Raw genomic sequence first — 18178 nt, 5'->3', positions numbered from 1 at the left:
ATCTTTGAAAAACCGACGGCAAGAGACCATTCTATGGACCTGTCTATGCTATTGATGCCATAAAAGCCCAACTATAAATCCATATTGATACAAATATAAACATTTCCAGTTACATCTGTCCCAATCCGTACAACGAGCGGCCCTTTCTTTTTTATATTATGGACATCTTTTTATTTAATTCATGATTAAAAAATTTTATTAGTAGGTACAGTTGGAAGAAGATTTCGTAGGAAAAGACCAGAAGCACAAAAAAGGTAGGGAGTGTCCTCCCTATTTTCTCTACTGACCACATTCATATAGAAGAAAAAGCAACGATAGCCAAAAAGCTAGGAAGTCTTCGATTGATAGTTATCATGCCGCCCCCGAGCTAAATACTCCTCTTTAATATACAATACCTTTTTATCAGGACTTATTATATATTTTTTCCTTTTTCTTTCGTATTTTGAAAATCCGATGCAAACAAGGGCATAGATTGGCAACAGCAGTTGAATGGCTCCAAAATATACATAAAAGAATGACGGAAACGAGGGCCGACTATTCGCTTCGCTTAATATATAATACAAGCCAGCAATGATTATGCCGAGCAGCAACACATTGGCAACATGCAAACTCGAAATTTTTCTGCGCCGGTTAAACTTTCTCTCTATGACTGCTTTTATAGACAATAAAACCATTGTCAATATTACCGAAAGAAAAGCAGAAGCGATTAATGCCGTCATCATTCTTCAATCTCCTTCCTTTATTTAGCATTTAAAGTCAAAACCCTGCAAAAAATCTCCAACGATAATCCTAATAGAAGCGGCACATACTAATAGGCAAACAACACAAAGGAGGCGAAACAATGGGGAAAAAACATCGAAACCGAATAAACGGACAGAAGAAGAATAATCATATTCCAAAAGAGGCGCTACAGTCAGAAAACGCAGCACATGCTAAGGAGTATTCAGCAACCGGACGAAAAAACGGTCCCGGCCATCACGACAATCCTGACAGCTAATACGTCTTACAAAATTTAACGGTAAAACGAAACAAACCCTTGCTGAACACAAGGGTTTGTTTTTACGACGATGAATCTACTTCATCCAGCGCGAGCGTCACAACCTTCGTATAGTCTCCGCGCGCAATTTCCTCTTTTGAAGCTTTTTGTCTCAATTCTTCATCATCGTCTATTCCCGGCGCCACAGTCGGTGGCTCTTGTTGCCGTTTCAAATCCTCGCCTCCTTTTTTATTTTTATCCATTCCCTTGTGTCCACGAAACTATTCGATTTTTTTCATTGTAGCATACTTTCTCGACAAACAAAATAATTTTTTAGAATTTTCTAAAATTAATCATTATCGAATGTGGACACGATTGATTTTTTTCCATCCTTCTGCGCAAAGCTTGTAATACGTTTTTCCGTACGTTCCTTCATCAATGAGGACAACATCTCCTGTACTAACATACCGCGCCTTATAGTCTTTTGGAAGCAAATCCGCTACGTTAAACATGCGATAAATCATCGCCAGTGCTTCATCGTGCGTAGTAGCATTGACCGTTAAACGATAAACAGGCTCATATCCCTTCACCTGTCCGTATCTTGGCGTCTGCAGCAGTGTCGCATCGTAGATTTGCCGTGATCTCAACATTTTTTTCACTAAAAGCCGAACCATATAACATCTCCCTTTCTTTTCTTTTATCAATTTATTAGTCATGTTGACTGTCGATTCCTTTAGCAAAATAACAGTTGTTTTGTCGAACAAAAAAAAGATCGGGCTTATAGCCCAATCTTTCAGATTTCAGACAAAATTCATTTTGACTTTCCCTATCTCTCCGACATCCACTCATTTCGAATGTTCCATCTTCAACTGTCTTGACGCTTTTCAGATAAGAAACGCGGCTGAACAAAGAAGCGAATCGAATCAAGACGTTCATCAATGAGGCAAGTGGCACAGTATGAAAGCGTTTGTTCATCGTCTGCTTGTCGCTCCATTTTTAGCAATACGATTGTAGCAAACGGGAAAGCTTTTGAGGAAGCTGGGCAATTTCAGCAGTGGTGACGCGAAACCGAACATGCGATTCATCTAAATCCATCGCTTCTGCCAGCAAGCCGCCCAATCCACGCGCCCGACGATCAATCTGCATGTATATTTCGACTTCATCTTTCGAAATCGGCGAAAATACAAGTTCAATCTCATCCAATTTACTACGGAATGATCCGGCTTTCGGAACATACTCAAATTCTTGAACAAAAGGAAGACCGTTCGCACCTCGCGCTTTTTTACATTCCGCCTCACGCAATCGAAATCCAAGCTGTTCCACAGCCGCTAATACAGCGGTCATGACCGGAGACGGTTCAACGCGAATATAATCTTCATCTGTTGGGTCAAGCGCTTGCTTGATATCCAATCCTGTATGAAGCCATACCTTTGTCCTTCCAACAGAAATCGGCGTCTCAATCGGGAGAGTAAAACGAAAAGGGATTTGCCGCCTCTCATGAGCTCCGATCGTAAACTTGTCAGTGATGCGCCATTTGCCAATCAACGCATGGCGCGTGCTTTTTCGATCATCAATCTCCACTGTATACGTAGTATAGAGAGAAATATAAATATGATCAATTTCTTGCGCGCTGCTGCCTCCTATGATATCGACCACTCCCTGAACATCGTCGCCGATCATAAGCCTTTCAGATATCAGCTTGGCATCTACTTTAGCCGCTCCTATTCCGATGCTTGCCAGCATTTTATGAAACAATGACATGCTTGTTCCTCTCCTTTCGTTTGAGCATGCAATCAATATCCTCCTTTAATGACGCGATCTCGTCATAAGGCTCCGTAATTTGCAGCATCCTTCGCAAAATGGTGCGAGCGAAATTCGATATTCCCAATTCTTCTTCCCAGCTTCTTTCCTCTTTCGTCGTCGGCTCATAGGAAGAATAGAGCAAAAACAATAAAAAGTGTCCCAATGCATAAATGTCGCTTTTCACATCAATCTGCCGGCGTAGCTTTTTTTCCAGAATATATGTTTCTATATGAGGATCCTGTTCGGATAAAAAGCGCGCCAGACCAAAGTCGATAATGCAAACATCCTCATCGCGCAGCAAGATATTCGGGATTCGCAAATCACGATGAACAATTCCTTTTGCATGAATATACTCAACAATCGTTAATACTTGTTTTAATAATTGAAAGGCTTCTTCTTCCGTAAATACTTTTCCCTTTGCGAAGATAAGCGATTCTACCGTGTCCCCCTCCATATACTCCATTACGAGATGGGGAGTATGACGCACAGTAAACGTGTCGTATAAAGCAGGAATTTGCGAGTGATTGAGTTGCCTTAAAATAGCGGCCTCTCTTCTAAAAGAATCTTCTCTTGTTTTCCGCTTCCGCTTTCGCATTTGCTTGATCACGACTTGTTTATTTGTGTGCAAATCGTTCGCCAAATACGTGATGCCATAGCTTCCCATCCCTAGCTCCTGTATGATTTCGTAGCGGCCATACAAAACAGCTCCTTTTTTATAGCGCCGTTCGAATATTCGCTGAATGTTCGTGAAAAAATAAGAAAGATTCATGGTTAGCTGCTAAAGAAGCTGGAAAAAAAGCTTCCGCTGCGATGCTTCTTTTTATAATGCCCATGACCGTAATGAGATGGATGAATAGGCTTACGATATTTTGAATAATGATCGCTGCTCGAATAATGTGGCTTATGGTGGCGGCGCGAAAAGTTTTCTTTCAGAATCGACTTCATGATTTTTCTTAACACTGCCATCGCTCCCTTTGATCCATAGTCCCTTATATATACGTCAAAAGGCAAAGGAAGTTTCAAAAAGTTTTAAGGAGATACTTGCAATGGACAGTTTTCACAATTGGATCGCCAAGATTTCTCACCCATTCCAATCACTATATCGACATCTTTTATATCGGGAGTCCATTCCGATTGCCTCATCTTCTATATGTGAATACTTATGCCGACAGTGGGAGAAGCCAGAAAAAAGCCAGCCGTTCACGGACGAAGAAAAGCGTCTTATCTCCTGGATTCGCCAACAAACAAAGCATCATAACCGCAATAACGTTACACGTACACAAGCGTATCTTTCTTTTTTCACACGCTTTCCCGAGATTCATTGGGCGCTTGTAGCACATCTCGTTTCGCGTAATGGAGGCTGGAATATGACTGATCTAAAAGGCGGGTTAATCCCATCGATTATTGGCCATGAGCAAATTCAGCCGCTTTTTTTATTTTTAGAACGAGCCAATGCCTTAATCTTCCACGATGCTTATCCTCAGCTTTTGCTATATGAAGCAAGCAGGCAACATAACAAAGCGCTGTTTCATCTGCTTCCCGCCTTCTCTGTTTCTTCATTTATGCGCCCGTTTTGGGAGTATTTTTATCAAACAAAGGATTCTCCACTATTGACCGTAGCACTCATTATTAACGAGCAGCAATATATTCAACAGCGGGTCGTTGACCATCCGTTCTATCAACGGCACGTTCTTGATTCTTTTCCATTTCTCATTCAGCAATGGCTCGGATTGAATGATTTATTGATTCCTTATGTGCATAACGAGCGAATCCATCTTGCTGGGATCACGGCTCGTGACTTCGCTGATGTATATCACCGCATTCAGATAGGAAAAGCTCTTTATGGCATGCTGTTTTACCGAAAGCGTATTTTAAGAGGCGTGGGCCGTTTTGTTAGCCAAACCAAGCATACAGGATCGCGCGCTGATTTTTGGCCGCATATTTTTTCGGCGATCAACCATACAAAAGCCGCTCATATCTACAGCCCGCACTTACAAGAAGCGTGGGCTGATGTGACGCATCGTTTTTCTGATCGCCGCGATTGGTTTCACGATCTCGCAATCCTACAAGAAATCAAACAACTTCCATTCGTCAAAGCGCCAGAAATCACCAGTCATTATAAGCAAAATCTCAAAAAGCTACTTGCTGCCACAAAGTTAACAAACTAAAAACGACGAGGTCATCTCGTCGTTTTTTCTTTTCTTATTCATCATCATCCATTTCTTCATCAATAATGCATTTCTCAATTAAGTAGTCAAACGTAATATCCGCCATCTCCTCAAGCTCCATCCGCGATGGAACAAAACCGCGGCGAATCAGTTCTTTAAAAAAAAATTCCGCAATTTCTTCCGTATCAATGACGACCTCGATTTCTTTCATCCTATCGCCCCCTTTGTATTGTTGTATGTGGCAAAACTCCGATTTATGTCAAAAGATTTTTTCATCCGTATGTATGCAAAAAAAGAGTCGCTCATACATTAGAAATAGCAAAACAAGGGAGGGGTTGCTTTGAATAAAATGGACGAAATCATTGATCATGTCATGGAAACCGTCACAAACAGCCTATTTTTAGCGATTGTTTGCTTAGGTATCCCTTATTTTTTCTATATACTTATCCAATTTTTATGATGGTAAATCTTTCTTTTGGACAAGCTTTTGTAAACGAGTGACTGTCATTTCCATCATGCTCTTATACTGTTCGTCGCCAAACCATTCATATAGCCGTTGATAATCGTTATAAGCATCTAACAGTTGATCGATTGATCCATCCTCTGTCGGGCGTTCTGGAAGCGGTAAATACGAAGAAAGCAATTGATGCTCACCAAGATACCCAAGGAGTGTGATATCTTGTAAAACCGTTACCGATGTTTCTTCTGAAGACGCGATGGAAATGACATCCTCAATATTCGCCTCGATTTCTAAACCGTCCTCTAAGCGCTTTAGCTCATATACAATTTCCTCCCAGCTTTCTTCTTGATAACGATAGATCTCCGTCCGTACACCAATAATTTTAAATAAATCGTGATCATAATTGTGGACATGCACAAGCTCACCAAGAAAGAAAGGAAGTTCAATTTCAATTTCTTCCGCAATGAGCACATCACCGGAAAATTCTGATAGCAATACAAGCGATTGTTCCATAAATAAGCTTTGACTATGATTTACTTCATACAAAAACATATCATCAACATGCTGAATGTCAGTCACCATCCCTACCGTTCCATACAACGTATTGACAACAATATCGCCAAGCGCAAATTTTGGCGTCTTCATCAAGTTTCCCTCCCTTCGATCAAGTGCTATAGTAAATTATATGCAGATAGAAACAAGCGGACACTCATTATCCAAGGAATATGCAGAAATCCAATTTCGTAAGCGATCGAATGAAAAAAGAGCGTTCTTGCTTGAACGCGCTTACGCTTCTTGCAAAAAACGCTCCCATACTTCATCAAACACCGTCATGCTTTCTACATAATCCCCATTCATTTCTAAATAACGGCTGATTTCATCGTAATCAGCTGAAGCTTTTGGAAAACCGTGATCATGATAAACCCCGTTCGCCAAGCGAACAAATGGGTCATCTTTTTTTCCATCGCGAAATCTCAGCAAATATCGATAAAATGAACGCTCCATTTCTCTCATCCTCTTTTTTATTCATTCTTCTGCTGCTTGTCATTTTAATGGGTTTCATGATATTTGTGAAGAGATATTTTCATTTCATAAGTGTGAATGATCCATTATTTTACAAAAACAGAGAACGATCTGGTTAAACATTGGCTTCTCTTCCTCTTCCTTCGAATAAGAACGGCAGCAGACATATCCGTTTCGCCAACGTTTGTTGTTCGAGAAGGGCTTGCGTCTAAGGCAGAAAAGCGAGGAATCAAGCGACATCCATAGGTTTTTAGTGAATCATCCACACATCTGATGTTATTTAAAATAATTTCTTTTTAAACGGCGCGGCTGGCTCATTAGCTCTTCATAAGTGACGGTACTGGACAAACGGCTCGTATCAATTAAAAAGAGCTGATCCTCAATCTCTTCAACCACATCATCTTCTTGATACACCATTTGGCAGTCCGGACAGGAAATGCTTGGAGTATGGGTAATTTCAATAGCCCGAAGCCCGTCTGGCAGCTCCCAATAAACGGTTTGTTTCGTTTCTTGAGCTTGTGAAAACCCGCACCAAAGGCATGTAGTCATTCCTTCTTCATCTCCGTTTCATTTGTTTTTTTCAGCATCGCTTGATATTTTTTCTCTTTCAGTTCATCTCTTTTTTCCCGCAAATCCTTTAATGATTTATGAGCAGGATCTGATTCATACATTTTTCGCCGTTCAATGCGCTCTAATTTTTCAGGAACAATCGAAAATCGTGTGTCATTGGCGATGCCGGAAATACCCGCCGTTGATTGCTTCTGATCCATATCTGGAAAAATTTCTTGAAAATAGGCCTCCGCTCGATTGGGAACATAACCCTTCGGCTCCGGATATGACGTAATCACGCCTTCATAATTGCGCAAAATCACTTTTTCTGGCGTTTGTGAAATGAGGTAGTTCGGTTGCAAGGCAATTTTCCCGCCGCCGCCAGGAGCGTCAACCACAAAAACCGGCACGGCATATCCCGAGGTGTGTCCCCGCAATCCTTCAATGATTTCTAACCCTTTTGATACAGGAGCGCGAAAATGGCTAATTCCTTCTGATAAATCACACTGATAAATGTAATACGGACGCACACGAATTTTCACTAAATCATGCATTAGTTTTTTCATGATTGGAACGCTGTCGTTAATTCCCGCTAAAATGACGGCTTGATTCCCCACAGGAACGCCGGCATCAACCAGCATTTCACAGGCACGTTTTGATTCTTCCGTAATCTCAATGGAAGTATTGAAGTGGGTATTCAGCCATACTGGATGATATTTTTTTAAGATGTTGCATAAATTTTCGGTAATCCGCTGCGGAAATACCACCGGAGCTCTTGTGCCGATGCGAATAATTTCAACATGGGGAATGGCTCGCAGTTTTTTTAAAATGTACTCTAAAATTTGATCATTGACTAATAAAGCATCGCCACCTGACAATAAAACATCGCGCACTTGCGGAGTTTGTGCGATATAATCAATGGCAACATCCAGCTGCTTTTTTGGCACCCCCATACCGACCTGGCCGGAAAAACGTCTTCGCGTACAGTAGCGGCAGTACATCGAGCATTGGTTCGTAATTAAAAAGAGAACACGGTCCGGATAGCGATGAGTCAGTCCCGGAACGGGAGAATCTTCGTCCTCATGCAGCGGATCTTCAAGATCGTATTTTGTTTTATACTGTTCTTTTCCAATTGGCACAGACTGCATGCGAATCGGGCAGCGAGGATCATCTGGATTCATCAATGAGGCGTAATAAGGAGTAATGTTCAACGGGATGGTTTTAGCAGAAATTTTCACCCCTTCTTCTTCCTCTGGTGTTAAATGAATGACCTTTTTCAAATCATCAAGCGTACGAATCGTATTCGTTAATTGCCAAAGCCAATTATTCCACTGCTCTTCTGTGACATCCTTCCAAAGCTCGATTTCCTTCCAATGGCGTTTCGGCCGATATAGACTCATAGGTAGTAAACCCTCCTTTATTTGATCGTCGTGCTGCCTTTTTTGGCTTGCTACCATATTTATGCGTTTTTACTAAAAAGGCATCATGTCGCCGACAAATCTTTTACCCATATATTCATATCTTCTAAATCATTAAAAATATAGCAATTATTAATCAGCCGGCCGCTATAACGATAGCCTAGCTGATGGAAGGCAGCGTTCATTCCATACGATTGCGCACGGGCCAGCGAGTAAGCGCAAAAAATGCCTTGTTTTTTCAGTTCCATTTCTAAAAAGCGAAGCAAATGCTTCATAAGTCCATGCTCGCGATGCTCAGGAAGCGTAGCACAATCCGTAAGCTCTGCGTTGTAATACATCCGATTCACTTCTGCAGATGCGGCACTGACAATTTGCTTGTCATACTCGATCAGGCAAAAGAGCGCGCCTTTTTTCAAAATGCTCTCCATATATCCAAGCTCGTGCAATGGAGAGGGATAAATTTTAAAGACTGTTCGATATAGCTCGACAAGCGCCACAGCGTCCGCTTCTTGCGCGTTCCGCAGCTTATAAAGGTCAGGAAGCGGCGACAAGGAAGAGAGCGGCGATTTTGTCTGAATGTCTGCCACCATTTGATCCTCTGCCCATTCATGCCCGCTCATGCGCCTCTCTTGCTGAAAATAGTAGGTAAGAATATGAGCGTCACTCCCATGAAAGTATCCTTGAATCCATCCTTCATAGCGAAATCCTTTTTCAATGAACAATGGCACATGCTCGTTTCTCGCTTTAACAATTAATTTGCTATATTTCTTTTGTTGAGCGGCGGTTTTGATAGAATGAATAAGCGGTAAAACGCTCCCGCGATAATCTTCGACGCGCAACCGTTCATTAAAATCATCAAAGACGACAGAAGCGGCAAACTGCGTTTCTTTAATCCAGTCGTTCATATCACTTCCCCTTTCCTCACAAATGGCCAAAAGATTTTAGACTGATGTGTCCATTTCACACCAATCGATCATCGTTAATGCAATCATTTCTGCCGCTTCCAGCATCTGCGATATTTCAATATATTCATTCGGATAATGGGCCACTGCTGTCGTTCCCGGACCAAACACAACGGTAGGGATCTTTCCGACTTGTGTAAGAAGCCCTCCATCTGTTCCCCATGGTGCCGCCTCAATCACCGGTTCCTCCCGCTTCACATGACGATACGAACGGCTCAATGCTTGCATGAGCGGATGCGTTGGTTCAATCTCGCTTGGCAGCCATTGAGCGCCAAACCATTCTAACTGAACAGGATGCTCTCGAAGCCATTCATCTTGTTCATTGCATTCATGAATGGCGCGCGCCATCTCCTGCTTCGCCTGCTCAATCGTTTCATTTGGCGCTACCCCCATTCTCCCTTCTAAAACCACACAATCAGGCACAGATGAAGGCCATGTTCCTCCATGGATCGTACCGACATTAATTGGAATTGGAATCGGGATATTTTCGTACAGCGGATCGACCATGCGTTGATTTCTTTCTGTTTCTAACTGCTGAATCCTTGCTAAAATAAGCGATGCCTTCTCAATCGCACTCACTCCTTCATAACGTGTGCCGCCGTGTGCCGATTTGCCTGAGACGATCAAACGAAACCAGAGAGAACCTTGCTGCTTTGGAAATAGTTTCATATTTGTCGGTTCAGGAATGATGGCCCCGTCCGCTTGGTATCCGCGCAAAACAGCAGCTAAAGTGCCTGCCCCACCGCTTTCTTCTTCAATCACACTTTGAAAAATCACGTTTCCTTTTAACTTGATACCAAGGGATTGCAGTGCCTCGATCGCCAATAAGAGCGATGCGGTTCCTCCTTTCATATCAGAGGCGCCTCGTCCATATACTTTTCCTTCCTTTATCTGTCCGCTGTATGGATCATCTTTCCATTGCTGCGTATCTCCCTCAGGAACAACGTCAATATGGCTATTCAAAATAAGAGACCGCCCTCCGCCTGCTCCTTTCCAGATAGCTACAACATTCGGGCTATTTCTAAAGCTAGTGCGTGCTGATACAAAATATGGATGCTGTCGCAGCTTTTCGATATCCGGCTCCCATATATCAAGCTCTAACTGCAGCTGCCGACATTTTTCGATAATGAGCGCTTGTGCGTTTGCTTCATTTTTTTGTGTGCTCGCCTCTTGAACAAGCCGCCTTAATAATTGGATGGCTTGATCCTGATTTTTTAAAATCCATTGATGAAGCTGATTCTGTATATCTTTCATTCTTTCACCTCTTTTTTATTCGATTCGTTTAAGAGACGGGGCAATCTGAAGAAACGCTCCCGTATTGGCCACTACATCTTCCACATTATACGGAGCCATCACTTCTGTTAACAATAACCCTTCTTTTGTCACTTCAATAACCGCTTGATCCGTAATAATCAAATGGACGCATTGCCTAGCTGTCAGCGGTAAAGAGCATTCCGTCACAATTTTGGGCTCGCCATCTTTACTAACATGGCTCATCACCACAATCACTTTTTTCGTTTTTTGAGCCAGTTCCATTCCTCCGCCAACTCCCGGAACACGTTTCCCCGGAACCATCCAATTCGCTAAATCTCCTTGTTCACTTACCTGCAATCCTCCGAGAACCGTAACATCAATCAATCCCTTTCGAATCATGGCAAAAGCGGTAGCACTGTCAAAATAAGAAGCTCCATCGACAATCGTGACCGGATAGCCGGCAGCGTTGCAAAGGTTTGCATCCTCTTTGCCTTTGTCCGGACTTTCCCCCATGCCCAAAATGCCGTTTTCCGCCTGAAACATAATGCGCATCCCTTTCGGCAAAAAATTAGGAATAAGTGACGGAATACCGATGCCAAGATTGACGATCATTCCATCCTTGAGTTCTTTCGCAGCCCGTTTGGCGATACGCTCCCTTATTCCCATGCCCACTTCCAATTCACTCCTCTGCTTTTCACAATATAGTGAACAAAAATCCCTGGCGTTACAATTTCCTCCGGATTCAGTTCGCCAAGCGGCACAATCTCTTCAACTTCAGCAATGGTTATATTTCCGGCCATCGCGACAAGCGGATTTGTATTGCGTGCACTTTTGCCATATACTAGATTGCCGAAAGGATCTGCTTTTTTCGCATATACAAGCGATACATCCGCTGTCAACGGACGCTCCAAAAGAAAGCGCTTTCCATCTACTTCAACGATTGGCTTCCCTTTTGACAACCATTCATGATCCATGCCAATATCCACAAGGATTCCTCCTAATCCAGCTCCTCCGGCGCGAATTCGTTCGATCAGAATTCCTTGCGGAGAAAACTCTACCTCCATCTTCCCTTCTTGAAATAAGGAACCCGCAATCGGATTGGAGCCGATATGCGAAACAATTGCTTTTTTTACTCTTCCTTCTTTCACAAGTGGACCAACCCCGATATGAGGAAAGGCTGTATCGTTACAGATGAGCGTCAGCTGCTCCACTCCTTTGTCAAACACCTCCTGAAGCAGCGTGGGAGGCGAACCAACACCGCCAAACCCGCCAACCATCAAGGTGCAGCCGTCCATTACTTTGTCAATCGCATATTCAATAGAAACGATTTTGCCATACTCATTTCCGGCTACCATCATTGCGACCATTCCCTTTCATTGGAAAATGCTTTTCAATATGATGGAAGGCTTCCTCTAGCAAACTTACTAATTCATCGAGTTGTGCGCGCTCAATCGTGAGCGGTGGAGCAATGATGATCGCTGCTCCATCTTTTCCATTTCCCGCAGCAGACGGATACACAAGCAAACCATTTTCTTGGGCCTTCGTCACAACAATATCCGTAAATGCCCATTTATTGGGCATCATTGTTTTGGTATCGGGAACGGTGAACTCGATTCCAAGCATTAATCCTTTGCCGCGGATGTCGCCAATCCATGAAAACTTCTGCTGCAAACGGCATAGCTTCGTAAATAAATCGCTCCCAATCTCCTCTGCTTTTTGAACTAAACGATGCTGATCAATATATTGAAGCACAGCCAAAGCAACAGCAGCTGAAAGCGGATTTGCGCTTAACGTATGTCCGCTCATCACCACTCCTGACCCATTTCTAATCGGCTCAATCACGTGCTCGCTGACAAGCGTAGCAGCAATTGGCGTATATCCAGCCCCCAATCCTTTTCCAAGCGCAATAATGTCCGCCTTTGCCTGCCAATGGTCAAGCCCCATCATTTTTCCTGTCCGGCCAAGCCCTGTCATGACTTCATCGGCAATAAATAAAATCTCATGGCGACGGCAAATCGCTTGAATGCGTTCATAATACCCTTCTGGCGGAGTTAGCGCCGCGCCTGCTGCTCCAATAATCGGTTCAGCAATAAAAGCAGCAATGTGCTCTGCACCGATGCGAATAATCGCTTCCTCCAATTCATCGGCACAGCGCCATTGACACGATGGCCAAGTTAACTGATAGGGACAACGATAACAATATGGAGGAGGCACATTTGGAAAATCTTCGAGCAAAGGAACAAAACGCTCTCTTCTTGCTGTATGCCCAGACATGGAAAGTGCTCCGAGCGTAATGCCATGGTAGCTAAGCCAACGTGATAAAATTTTATTTTTTCCTTTTTTTCCTTTCTCTTGCCAATATTGAATGACGATTTTCATAGCCGTTTCTGTCGCTTCAGATCCGCTGTTGACAAGAAACGTCCAATAGCGAGTTTCGCCGCCAATGCGCTCATTTAACGTTTCGGCAAGCTTTTCAGCCGCTTCGCTTGTAAATTGGGAACGGTATACAAACGATACTTTATTCGCCTGTTCCTTCATCGCTTCAATAATTTCTGGAACACCATGCCCGAGATTGGCTGTCACGGCCCCGGAACAGCCGTCTACATATTTTTTTCCATTCGTATCATACACATAGATTCCTTTGGCGTACTGCACGGTCGGATAGTGGCGCTGGAGATGCGGTTTAATCAAATATGTAGGCACCACAGCTGCTTCCCCCTTTTCTGTCTCTGTATTGAGATATTATGCGAATCAAAACTTTTTCATGAAAAGAAATGCTCGGCGCTGCATCATGTAAAAACGCGAGCCTTTCACCCAAGGCTCGCGTTTTTTTCTGCCATAATGCTTTTATGAATCCAAATCGCCGCTTGAACCCCCTCCCCCATAGCAATCGCTACTTGCTCCGAATGAACTCCGATATCGCCAGCAGCCCATACATTGGGGACATTTGTCTGTTTCGTTCTCGCGTCTGTCGGAATGTGCCGATTTTCCAACCTTTCTACTCCAAGCTGTTTGGCTAAATTTGTATTCACCTGATTATTTCCAAAAGCAATAAATCCGCGCTCTCCTGCAATCACAGTGCCGTTTTGCAGACGGACACCGCCGAAAAGCGGACCGTCCTTCACCAACACTGCTTCAATCGGTTCACGTACATAGCGAATATTTTGTTCTTGCAGCTTTCTCTTTAGCTCTGGAGCCACATCCTCACCATCATGATTGATATAAATGATTTCTTTCGTCCAATAGAGGAGTGTCAACGCCATATTGGCCCCTGCCATTCCGGCACCAAGTACAATCACCCTCTTATCGGTCACCTCATATCCATCACAATCCGGGCACACGTAAACGCTCGTCCCTAAACAAGGAATCAGATTAGGAATCGGAGGAATACGATCCTTTATTCCCGTCGCCAATAAAATCCGTTTTGCTTCGTACCGTCGTCCACTTTTGCCCATAAGCTGAAATTGTTCCTCCTCCTTGGAAGCAGTGACAATTTCGTCGTCTACGAAGTGAACGTTCAGCCGTTCTGCCTGCTGCCTTCCGCTTGATCGCAGCTGTTCACCGCTGACTCCATCCGGCCAGCCAAGCAAGTTGTGATAAGCTCGGCACAGTGTGGAACGACCATTCTGAGCATCTATAACAAGAACGCGATGATGATAACGGCCTAATTGGATGGCAGCCTGCAGCCCAGCAATTCCTCCGCCAATAATAATGCATTCATAGTCCTTCATCGTTTCACTTCCCTAGGATGTCATTCTTTTTTATTGTCGTTCACTTTTTCCGTTTTGATTCATCAAACGGCAGCGAAGGTGATAGACAAAGTCAAAAGGGCCGCTGTCTATAACCTCCATTCATGGTGTTGATTTCCCCTGAGACTGAAGCAAACAAGGAACGCGGCTGAGTGAAGACGACGAATCGAGCAAAAGACGTTCATGAGCGGATAAGCGAGGCCAGTGACGCAGAATGAAAGCGTTCGTTAACAGTCTAAGCTGCCCTCATCATCGAAGTCAGCGGCATCAGGCTAACCAACAAGCTCGGGACTAGTAAAATCAATTTCAAATCCAAGATCTTCTATCATGCGATAGTCCTCCGATTTTTCTTGACCGGCCGTTGTTAAATAATCCCCGACAAAAATGGAGTTGGCGGCATATAACCCGAGCGGCTGGAGTGATCGCAAATTCACCTCTCGTCCGCCGGAGATGCGAATTTCTTTTGATGGATTGATATAGCGGAACAGAGCCAGTACCTTTAGACAGTACCGCGGATCTAACTCATCCGTTCCCGCAAGTGGCGTGCCGTCGATTGCATGCAGAAAATTCACCGGAATGGAGTCAGCATCTAGCACCTTTAAACTTCTGGCCATATCAACGACATCCTGTTTCGTTTCTTTCATGCCAATAATAACGCCAGAGCACGGGGAAATGCCAACTTGCTTGACGATTTGTACCGTCTGTACACGATCATCGTATGTATGTGAGGTTGTAATTTTAGGATGATGCTCTTTCGATGTATTAATATTATGATTATAGCGATCCACTCCTGTTTCTTTAAGGCGGAGGGCTTGTTGAGGTTTTAAAATACCGAGACAGGCGCACACTTTTAAACCAAATCGCTCTTTTATTTCTTTGACAGCAGAAACAACCGTATCTATCTCTTTTTCGCTTGGCCCGCGACCGCTTGCCACGATGCAGTATGTACCTACCTGTAAACGATAAGCTTCCTCCGCTCCGCGAATCAGCGTTTCTTTATCTACCATTTTGTACGGTTGGACACGTGCCGTCGAAATCGAGGATTGCGAGCAATACCCGCAATTTTCTGGACATAATCCAGATTTAGCATTAATAATCATATTTAACTTCACTTTATTTCCAAAATACGCGCAGCGAATATGATAGGCCCCTTGCAATAAAAGAAGAAGCTGTTCATCCGGACAGTCTAACAGCGCCAGCGCCTCTTCATCGTTCAGCTCATATCCAGCCAACACTTGATCGGCTAACTCCAACCAGTTTTTCATATTTTCTCTCCCCTTTCCATACGATTACATTTATCGTAGGGTAGAAGGTTCTCATTGTCAACTTTTTTAATAAATAAGTTGACAATAAGAATACAATCATTCATCGAGAGTATTCTTTCCATTTACGAAAACAAATACCCGTAGTGCTTATCCATATAGCTTGATGCGTCAACATAGATCCCCGCGTGAGCACTATGGTGTGACCAAGGTAAGCCACCAGCTTGCTTGCGACTGTGAGTTTTTTGCAGAGGTTCCATTTTCCCAGTTCAATAGAAATACCGTTAAATCACCATAAAAAACAGGATAGGCGTACGCCTATCCTGCTATTTTGCTAGCTTTTGCGCGATATCGCGGGCAATCCAAACACCGCATGCGCCTGCCTGAGCAAGACCGCGGGTAATTCCTGCGCCATCTCCTCCAACATATAGACCCGTAATCTCTGTTTCAAAACGATCGGTTAGTTTCGGACGCGCAGAATAAAATTTCGCTTCTACTCCATAAAACAAAGTATGCTCAGAAGCAAGCCCAGGTGTCACATGATTCAGCGCTTCCGTCATTTCGATTAAGCTTTTCATTGTATTGTAAGGAAGCACGAGACCTAAATCGCCTGGAACCGCTTCTTTTAATGTCGGTTCGATAAATCCTTCTTTGATGCGCTTTTCCGTTGACCGTCTTCCTTTTAGAAGATCTCCGTATTTTTGTACAATGATGCCACCGTTCGATAAAGCATTGGCCAGCCGAGAAATTTTATGAGCGTATTCATTTGGTTGATCAAATGGCTCAGAAAATTTATGTGAGACAAGCAGGGCAAAATTCGTATTATTGCTGCCCAACTTTGGATCTTTATACGCATGCCCGTTCGCCAGCATCGTTCCAGAATGGTTTTCCACGACAACATGACCTGATGGATTGCTGCAAAATGTACGGACTTGTGTACCGACCGATGTGTTGAAAACAAATTTCCCTTCATATAAATGTTCGTTAATTTCCTCCATCACAATATTGGCAGTTTCCACACGCACTCCGATATCCACTTGGTTATTCAGCATGCGTAAACGGCGTTTTTTCAATATTTTGGTGAGCCATGCTGAGCCATCACGTCCCGGAGCAATCACAACCTTTTCAGCCATTACGGAAGTTCCGTCCCTTAAAACCACTCCTTTGACCGTATGGCGTTCGTTTTGCTTCTCAGTTAAGATATCCTCTACTTCTATTTGAAAAGCCATATCAATGCGCTCACGCAAATATTCATAAATGCTTTTTAAAATCTCGAGATTTTGTTCCGTTCCTAAATGCCGAACGTTCGCCCTTAGCAGTTTTAAGCCAGCAGCATACGCGCGCCGTTCAATCTCTTTGACCTTTTCTGTCGTCGGGTCAGTAATAGTAGACGTGGCACCGTGCTGCAAATTAATTTCATCGACGTAATGAATCAAGTCGAGCACAAGCGAAGCGGGTAAATAGTCCGTCATCCAACCACCAAACTCGCTGGTAATATTGAATTTTCCATCAGAGTACGCCCCTGCACCGCCAAATCCGTTCGTGATCGAACAGGCGGGCACACAGCCAGCATAATCTTTTTTTCCCATCGGCGGCGGACATTTTTCGATCCTTTTTTCCAGAATCGGGCAGCGCCGCTTATAAATATCGTGACCTTTATCAATGAGCAAAATCTTCGCTTCTTTTCGCTTCAACGTCAATTCATAGCAAGTAAAAATACCGGCCGGTCCAGCACCAACGACAATAACGTCATAATGTGACTTCATGATCCTGTCCTCCAACGCATCATTTTTTTCCATTTGTAACTATAGCAAGGATAAGATGAATCGTCAATTATAAATACGAACTTTTTTATAAAAAAATATAAAAATGTTCGTTTTTATAAACCTTGTCTTTTCTGAGAAAACTTGATAAGGTGATAGAGGATCACATAGAAAGGAGCAAACGCATGAAGACCCTTGCAAAAAACTTTATGAACGGCGTATTGACAGTTGTTCCAATTGTGCTGGCCATCTATGTGTTTATTAAAATATTCACTTTTTTCGATGGACTGCTCGGAAAATATGTCAAGCCGTATCTTCATGAAACATACATACCCGGCATCGGCATTTTATGCACGATTGCTCTCATTACCGTTTTAGGATGGCTATCGACCCAATATATTAGCGGCCGCCTCATTAAGCTGATCGATCGGCTGCTTGAAAGCATTCCGCTGATGAAAACCGTTTATTCGGTTTTAAAAGATACAATCTATTCCTTTATTGGTGAAAAACGGTCGTTTTCAAAGGTCGTCCTTATCGATCTGCCGCACACGGAAATAAAATGCATTGGTTTTATTACGTCAGAAGAAGTGGAATCGCTTTTTCATCCTCTTAAAGAGTACGTAGCCGTCTACATTCCGCAGACATTTCAAGTAGCAGGAATCACCGTCCTCGTGCCCAAAGCGCAGATTGAGGTGATCAACGTCAAACCGGAAGAAGCAATGAAATTCATCCTTTCTGGCGGGATGACAGCGTCCAAAAACAAGGAAAAGCGTGTAGAATAGCCGTAATGA

General features: G+C 43.3%; 21 protein-coding genes. 3 read left to right on the top strand and 18 right to left on the bottom strand.

Annotated elements, in window-relative coordinates; all coding sequences use genetic code 11:
* Window positions 1-326: 326 nt before the first annotated feature.
* Window positions 327-722, bottom strand: coding sequence for a hypothetical protein (locus B6A27_RS07555; protein ID WP_080861063.1), 396 nt, complete (start codon window positions 720-722; stop codon window positions 327-329).
* A gap of 119 nt (window positions 723-841) precedes the next feature.
* Between B6A27_RS07555 and B6A27_RS18805 the strand changes: the two genes are divergently transcribed.
* Window positions 842-997, top strand: a complete 156-nt coding sequence (locus tag B6A27_RS18805; protein ID WP_172798633.1) for a hypothetical protein — start codon at window positions 842-844, stop codon at window positions 995-997.
* Between the two features lie 62 nt (window positions 998-1059).
* On the opposite strand, the gene B6A27_RS07550 is transcribed toward B6A27_RS18805, so the two are convergent.
* The 4 genes from B6A27_RS07550 to B6A27_RS07535 form a co-directional block, all read right to left on the bottom strand.
* A complete protein-coding gene (locus tag B6A27_RS07550) occupies window positions 1060-1239 on the bottom strand; it encodes a hypothetical protein (protein WP_044746003.1) in 180 nt (59 codons plus the stop codon).
* A 93-nt stretch (window positions 1240-1332) separates the two neighbouring features.
* The gene (locus tag B6A27_RS07545) at window positions 1333-1650 is read right to left on the bottom strand and encodes a YodL domain-containing protein (protein ID WP_080861061.1); all 318 of its coding nucleotides are present in this window, start codon (window positions 1648-1650) and stop codon (window positions 1333-1335) included.
* A gap of 322 nt (window positions 1651-1972) precedes the next feature.
* Window positions 1973-2737: a sporulation protein gene (locus B6A27_RS07540; protein ID WP_080861056.1), complete on the bottom strand. Its 765-nt coding sequence runs from the start codon at window positions 2735-2737 to the stop codon at window positions 1973-1975.
* Window positions 2721-3548 (bottom strand): serine/threonine protein kinase, encoded by an 828-nt coding sequence (locus B6A27_RS07535; protein ID WP_080861055.1) that lies wholly within the window; start codon window positions 3546-3548, stop codon window positions 2721-2723. Before B6A27_RS07535 ends, B6A27_RS07540 begins: the two co-directional genes overlap by 17 nt.
* Window positions 3549-3825: 277 nt before the next feature.
* On the opposite strand from B6A27_RS07535, the gene B6A27_RS07525 reads away from it, so the two are divergent.
* Window positions 3826-4947, top strand: a complete 1122-nt coding sequence (locus B6A27_RS07525; RefSeq protein WP_066149066.1) for a DUF2515 family protein — start codon at window positions 3826-3828, stop codon at window positions 4945-4947.
* A 34-nt stretch (window positions 4948-4981) separates the two neighbouring features.
* On the opposite strand, the gene B6A27_RS07520 is transcribed toward B6A27_RS07525, so the two are convergent.
* The 13 genes from B6A27_RS07520 to B6A27_RS07460 form a co-directional block, all read right to left on the bottom strand.
* Window positions 4982-5158 carry a YozD family protein gene (locus B6A27_RS07520; RefSeq protein WP_080861053.1) on the bottom strand — a complete coding sequence of 59 codons (177 nt, stop codon included), beginning with the start codon at window positions 5156-5158 and terminating at the stop codon, window positions 4982-4984.
* A gap of 243 nt (window positions 5159-5401) precedes the next feature.
* Window positions 5402-6052: a hypothetical protein gene (locus tag B6A27_RS07515; protein WP_044746009.1), complete on the bottom strand. Its 651-nt coding sequence runs from the start codon at window positions 6050-6052 to the stop codon at window positions 5402-5404.
* Window positions 6053-6193: 141 nt separating this feature from the next.
* A complete protein-coding gene (locus B6A27_RS07510; RefSeq protein ID WP_044746010.1) occupies window positions 6194-6412 on the bottom strand; it encodes a YozE family protein in 219 nt (72 codons plus the stop codon).
* A gap of 294 nt (window positions 6413-6706) precedes the next feature.
* Entirely contained in the window at window positions 6707-6979 is a 273-nt protein-coding gene (locus B6A27_RS07505; protein ID WP_066149071.1) for a YokU family protein, read from the bottom strand.
* Entirely contained in the window at window positions 6976-8379 is a 1404-nt protein-coding gene (gene kamA, locus B6A27_RS07500) for a lysine 2,3-aminomutase (RefSeq protein WP_044746012.1), read from the bottom strand. Before kamA ends, B6A27_RS07505 begins: the two co-directional genes overlap by 4 nt.
* Window positions 8380-8462: 83 nt before the next feature.
* Window positions 8463-9302, bottom strand: a complete 840-nt coding sequence (gene ablB, locus B6A27_RS07495) for a putative beta-lysine N-acetyltransferase (RefSeq protein ID WP_080861052.1) — start codon at window positions 9300-9302, stop codon at window positions 8463-8465.
* Window positions 9303-9338: 36 nt separating this feature from the next.
* Window positions 9339-10613 carry a peptidase gene (locus B6A27_RS07490; RefSeq protein WP_044746014.1) on the bottom strand — a complete coding sequence of 425 codons (1275 nt, stop codon included), beginning with the start codon at window positions 10611-10613 and terminating at the stop codon, window positions 9339-9341.
* A gap of 15 nt (window positions 10614-10628) precedes the next feature.
* On the bottom strand, window positions 10629-11291 hold the full coding sequence (locus tag B6A27_RS07485) for a 3-oxoacid CoA-transferase subunit B (protein WP_066149075.1): 663 nt from the start codon (window positions 11289-11291) through the stop codon (window positions 10629-10631).
* The gene (locus B6A27_RS07480) at window positions 11270-11971 is read right to left on the bottom strand and encodes a CoA transferase subunit A (protein ID WP_080861050.1); all 702 of its coding nucleotides are present in this window, start codon (window positions 11969-11971) and stop codon (window positions 11270-11272) included. The genes B6A27_RS07485 and B6A27_RS07480 overlap by 22 nt, the downstream gene beginning before the upstream one ends.
* Window positions 11952-13319 (bottom strand): aspartate aminotransferase family protein, encoded by a 1368-nt coding sequence (locus B6A27_RS07475; RefSeq protein ID WP_080861048.1) that lies wholly within the window; start codon window positions 13317-13319, stop codon window positions 11952-11954. The genes B6A27_RS07480 and B6A27_RS07475 overlap by 20 nt, the downstream gene beginning before the upstream one ends.
* A 104-nt stretch (window positions 13320-13423) precedes the next feature.
* Window positions 13424-14344 (bottom strand): NAD(P)/FAD-dependent oxidoreductase, encoded by a 921-nt coding sequence (locus tag B6A27_RS07470; RefSeq protein WP_080861046.1) that lies wholly within the window; start codon window positions 14342-14344, stop codon window positions 13424-13426.
* Between the two features lie 290 nt (window positions 14345-14634).
* Window positions 14635-15627 carry a biotin synthase BioB gene (gene bioB, locus B6A27_RS07465; protein ID WP_080861045.1) on the bottom strand — a complete coding sequence of 331 codons (993 nt, stop codon included), beginning with the start codon at window positions 15625-15627 and terminating at the stop codon, window positions 14635-14637.
* 323 nt (window positions 15628-15950) lie between these two features.
* Window positions 15951-17390 (bottom strand): NAD(P)/FAD-dependent oxidoreductase, encoded by a 1440-nt coding sequence (locus B6A27_RS07460; RefSeq protein WP_066149082.1) that lies wholly within the window; start codon window positions 17388-17390, stop codon window positions 15951-15953.
* Window positions 17391-17572: 182 nt separating this feature from the next.
* On the opposite strand from B6A27_RS07460, the gene B6A27_RS07455 reads away from it, so the two are divergent.
* Window positions 17573-18169, top strand: a complete 597-nt coding sequence (locus B6A27_RS07455) for a DUF502 domain-containing protein (RefSeq protein WP_066149083.1) — start codon at window positions 17573-17575, stop codon at window positions 18167-18169.
* The last annotated feature ends 9 nt before the right edge of the window (window positions 18170-18178 follow it).

Source organism: Anoxybacillus sp. UARK-01 (assembly GCF_002075365.1).
GTDB lineage: Bacteria > Bacillota > Bacilli > Bacillales > Anoxybacillaceae > Anoxybacteroides > Anoxybacteroides rupiense.
The sequence above is the reverse complement of the archived record's forward strand: the minus strand, read 5'-3'. Positions and strand labels throughout refer to the sequence as shown.

Excerpts from the sequence above, each read along its gene's own strand:
- B6A27_RS07535 (WP_080861055.1), bottom strand. The coding sequence starts at position 3,548 with ATGAATCTTTCTTATTTTTTCACGAACATTCAGCGAATATTCGAACGG.
- ablB (WP_080861052.1), bottom strand. The coding sequence starts at position 9,302 with ATGAACGACTGGATTAAAGAAACGCAGTTTGCCGCTTCTGTCGTCTTT.
- B6A27_RS07505 (WP_066149071.1), bottom strand. The coding sequence starts at position 6,979 with ATGACTACATGCCTTTGGTGCGGGTTTTCACAAGCTCAAGAAACGAAA.
- B6A27_RS07470 (WP_080861046.1), bottom strand. The coding sequence starts at position 14,344 with ATGAAGGACTATGAATGCATTATTATTGGCGGAGGAATTGCTGGGCTG.
- B6A27_RS07520 (WP_080861053.1), bottom strand. The coding sequence starts at position 5,158 with ATGAAAGAAATCGAGGTCGTCATTGATACGGAAGAAATTGCGGAATTT.
- B6A27_RS07525 (WP_066149066.1), top strand. The coding sequence starts at position 3,826 with ATGGACAGTTTTCACAATTGGATCGCCAAGATTTCTCACCCATTCCAA.
- B6A27_RS07555 (WP_080861063.1), bottom strand. The coding sequence starts at position 722 with ATGATGACGGCATTAATCGCTTCTGCTTTTCTTTCGGTAATATTGACA.
- B6A27_RS07460 (WP_066149082.1), bottom strand. The coding sequence starts at position 17,390 with ATGAAGTCACATTATGACGTTATTGTCGTTGGTGCTGGACCGGCCGGT.
- B6A27_RS07540 (WP_080861056.1), bottom strand. The coding sequence starts at position 2,737 with ATGTCATTGTTTCATAAAATGCTGGCAAGCATCGGAATAGGAGCGGCT.
- kamA (WP_044746012.1), bottom strand. The coding sequence starts at position 8,379 with ATGAGTCTATATCGGCCGAAACGCCATTGGAAGGAAATCGAGCTTTGG.
- B6A27_RS18805 (WP_172798633.1), top strand. The coding sequence starts at position 842 with ATGGGGAAAAAACATCGAAACCGAATAAACGGACAGAAGAAGAATAAT.
- B6A27_RS07545 (WP_080861061.1), bottom strand. The coding sequence starts at position 1,650 with ATGGTTCGGCTTTTAGTGAAAAAAATGTTGAGATCACGGCAAATCTAC.
- B6A27_RS07515 (WP_044746009.1), bottom strand. The coding sequence starts at position 6,052 with ATGAAGACGCCAAAATTTGCGCTTGGCGATATTGTTGTCAATACGTTG.
- bioB (WP_080861045.1), bottom strand. The coding sequence starts at position 15,627 with ATGAAAAACTGGTTGGAGTTAGCCGATCAAGTGTTGGCTGGATATGAG.
- B6A27_RS07490 (WP_044746014.1), bottom strand. The coding sequence starts at position 10,613 with ATGAAAGATATACAGAATCAGCTTCATCAATGGATTTTAAAAAATCAG.
- B6A27_RS07510 (WP_044746010.1), bottom strand. The coding sequence starts at position 6,412 with ATGGAGCGTTCATTTTATCGATATTTGCTGAGATTTCGCGATGGAAAA.
- B6A27_RS07550 (WP_044746003.1), bottom strand. The coding sequence starts at position 1,239 with ATGGATAAAAATAAAAAAGGAGGCGAGGATTTGAAACGGCAACAAGAG.
- B6A27_RS07455 (WP_066149083.1), top strand. The coding sequence starts at position 17,573 with ATGAAGACCCTTGCAAAAAACTTTATGAACGGCGTATTGACAGTTGTT.
- B6A27_RS07480 (WP_080861050.1), bottom strand. The coding sequence starts at position 11,971 with ATGATGGTAGCCGGAAATGAGTATGGCAAAATCGTTTCTATTGAATAT.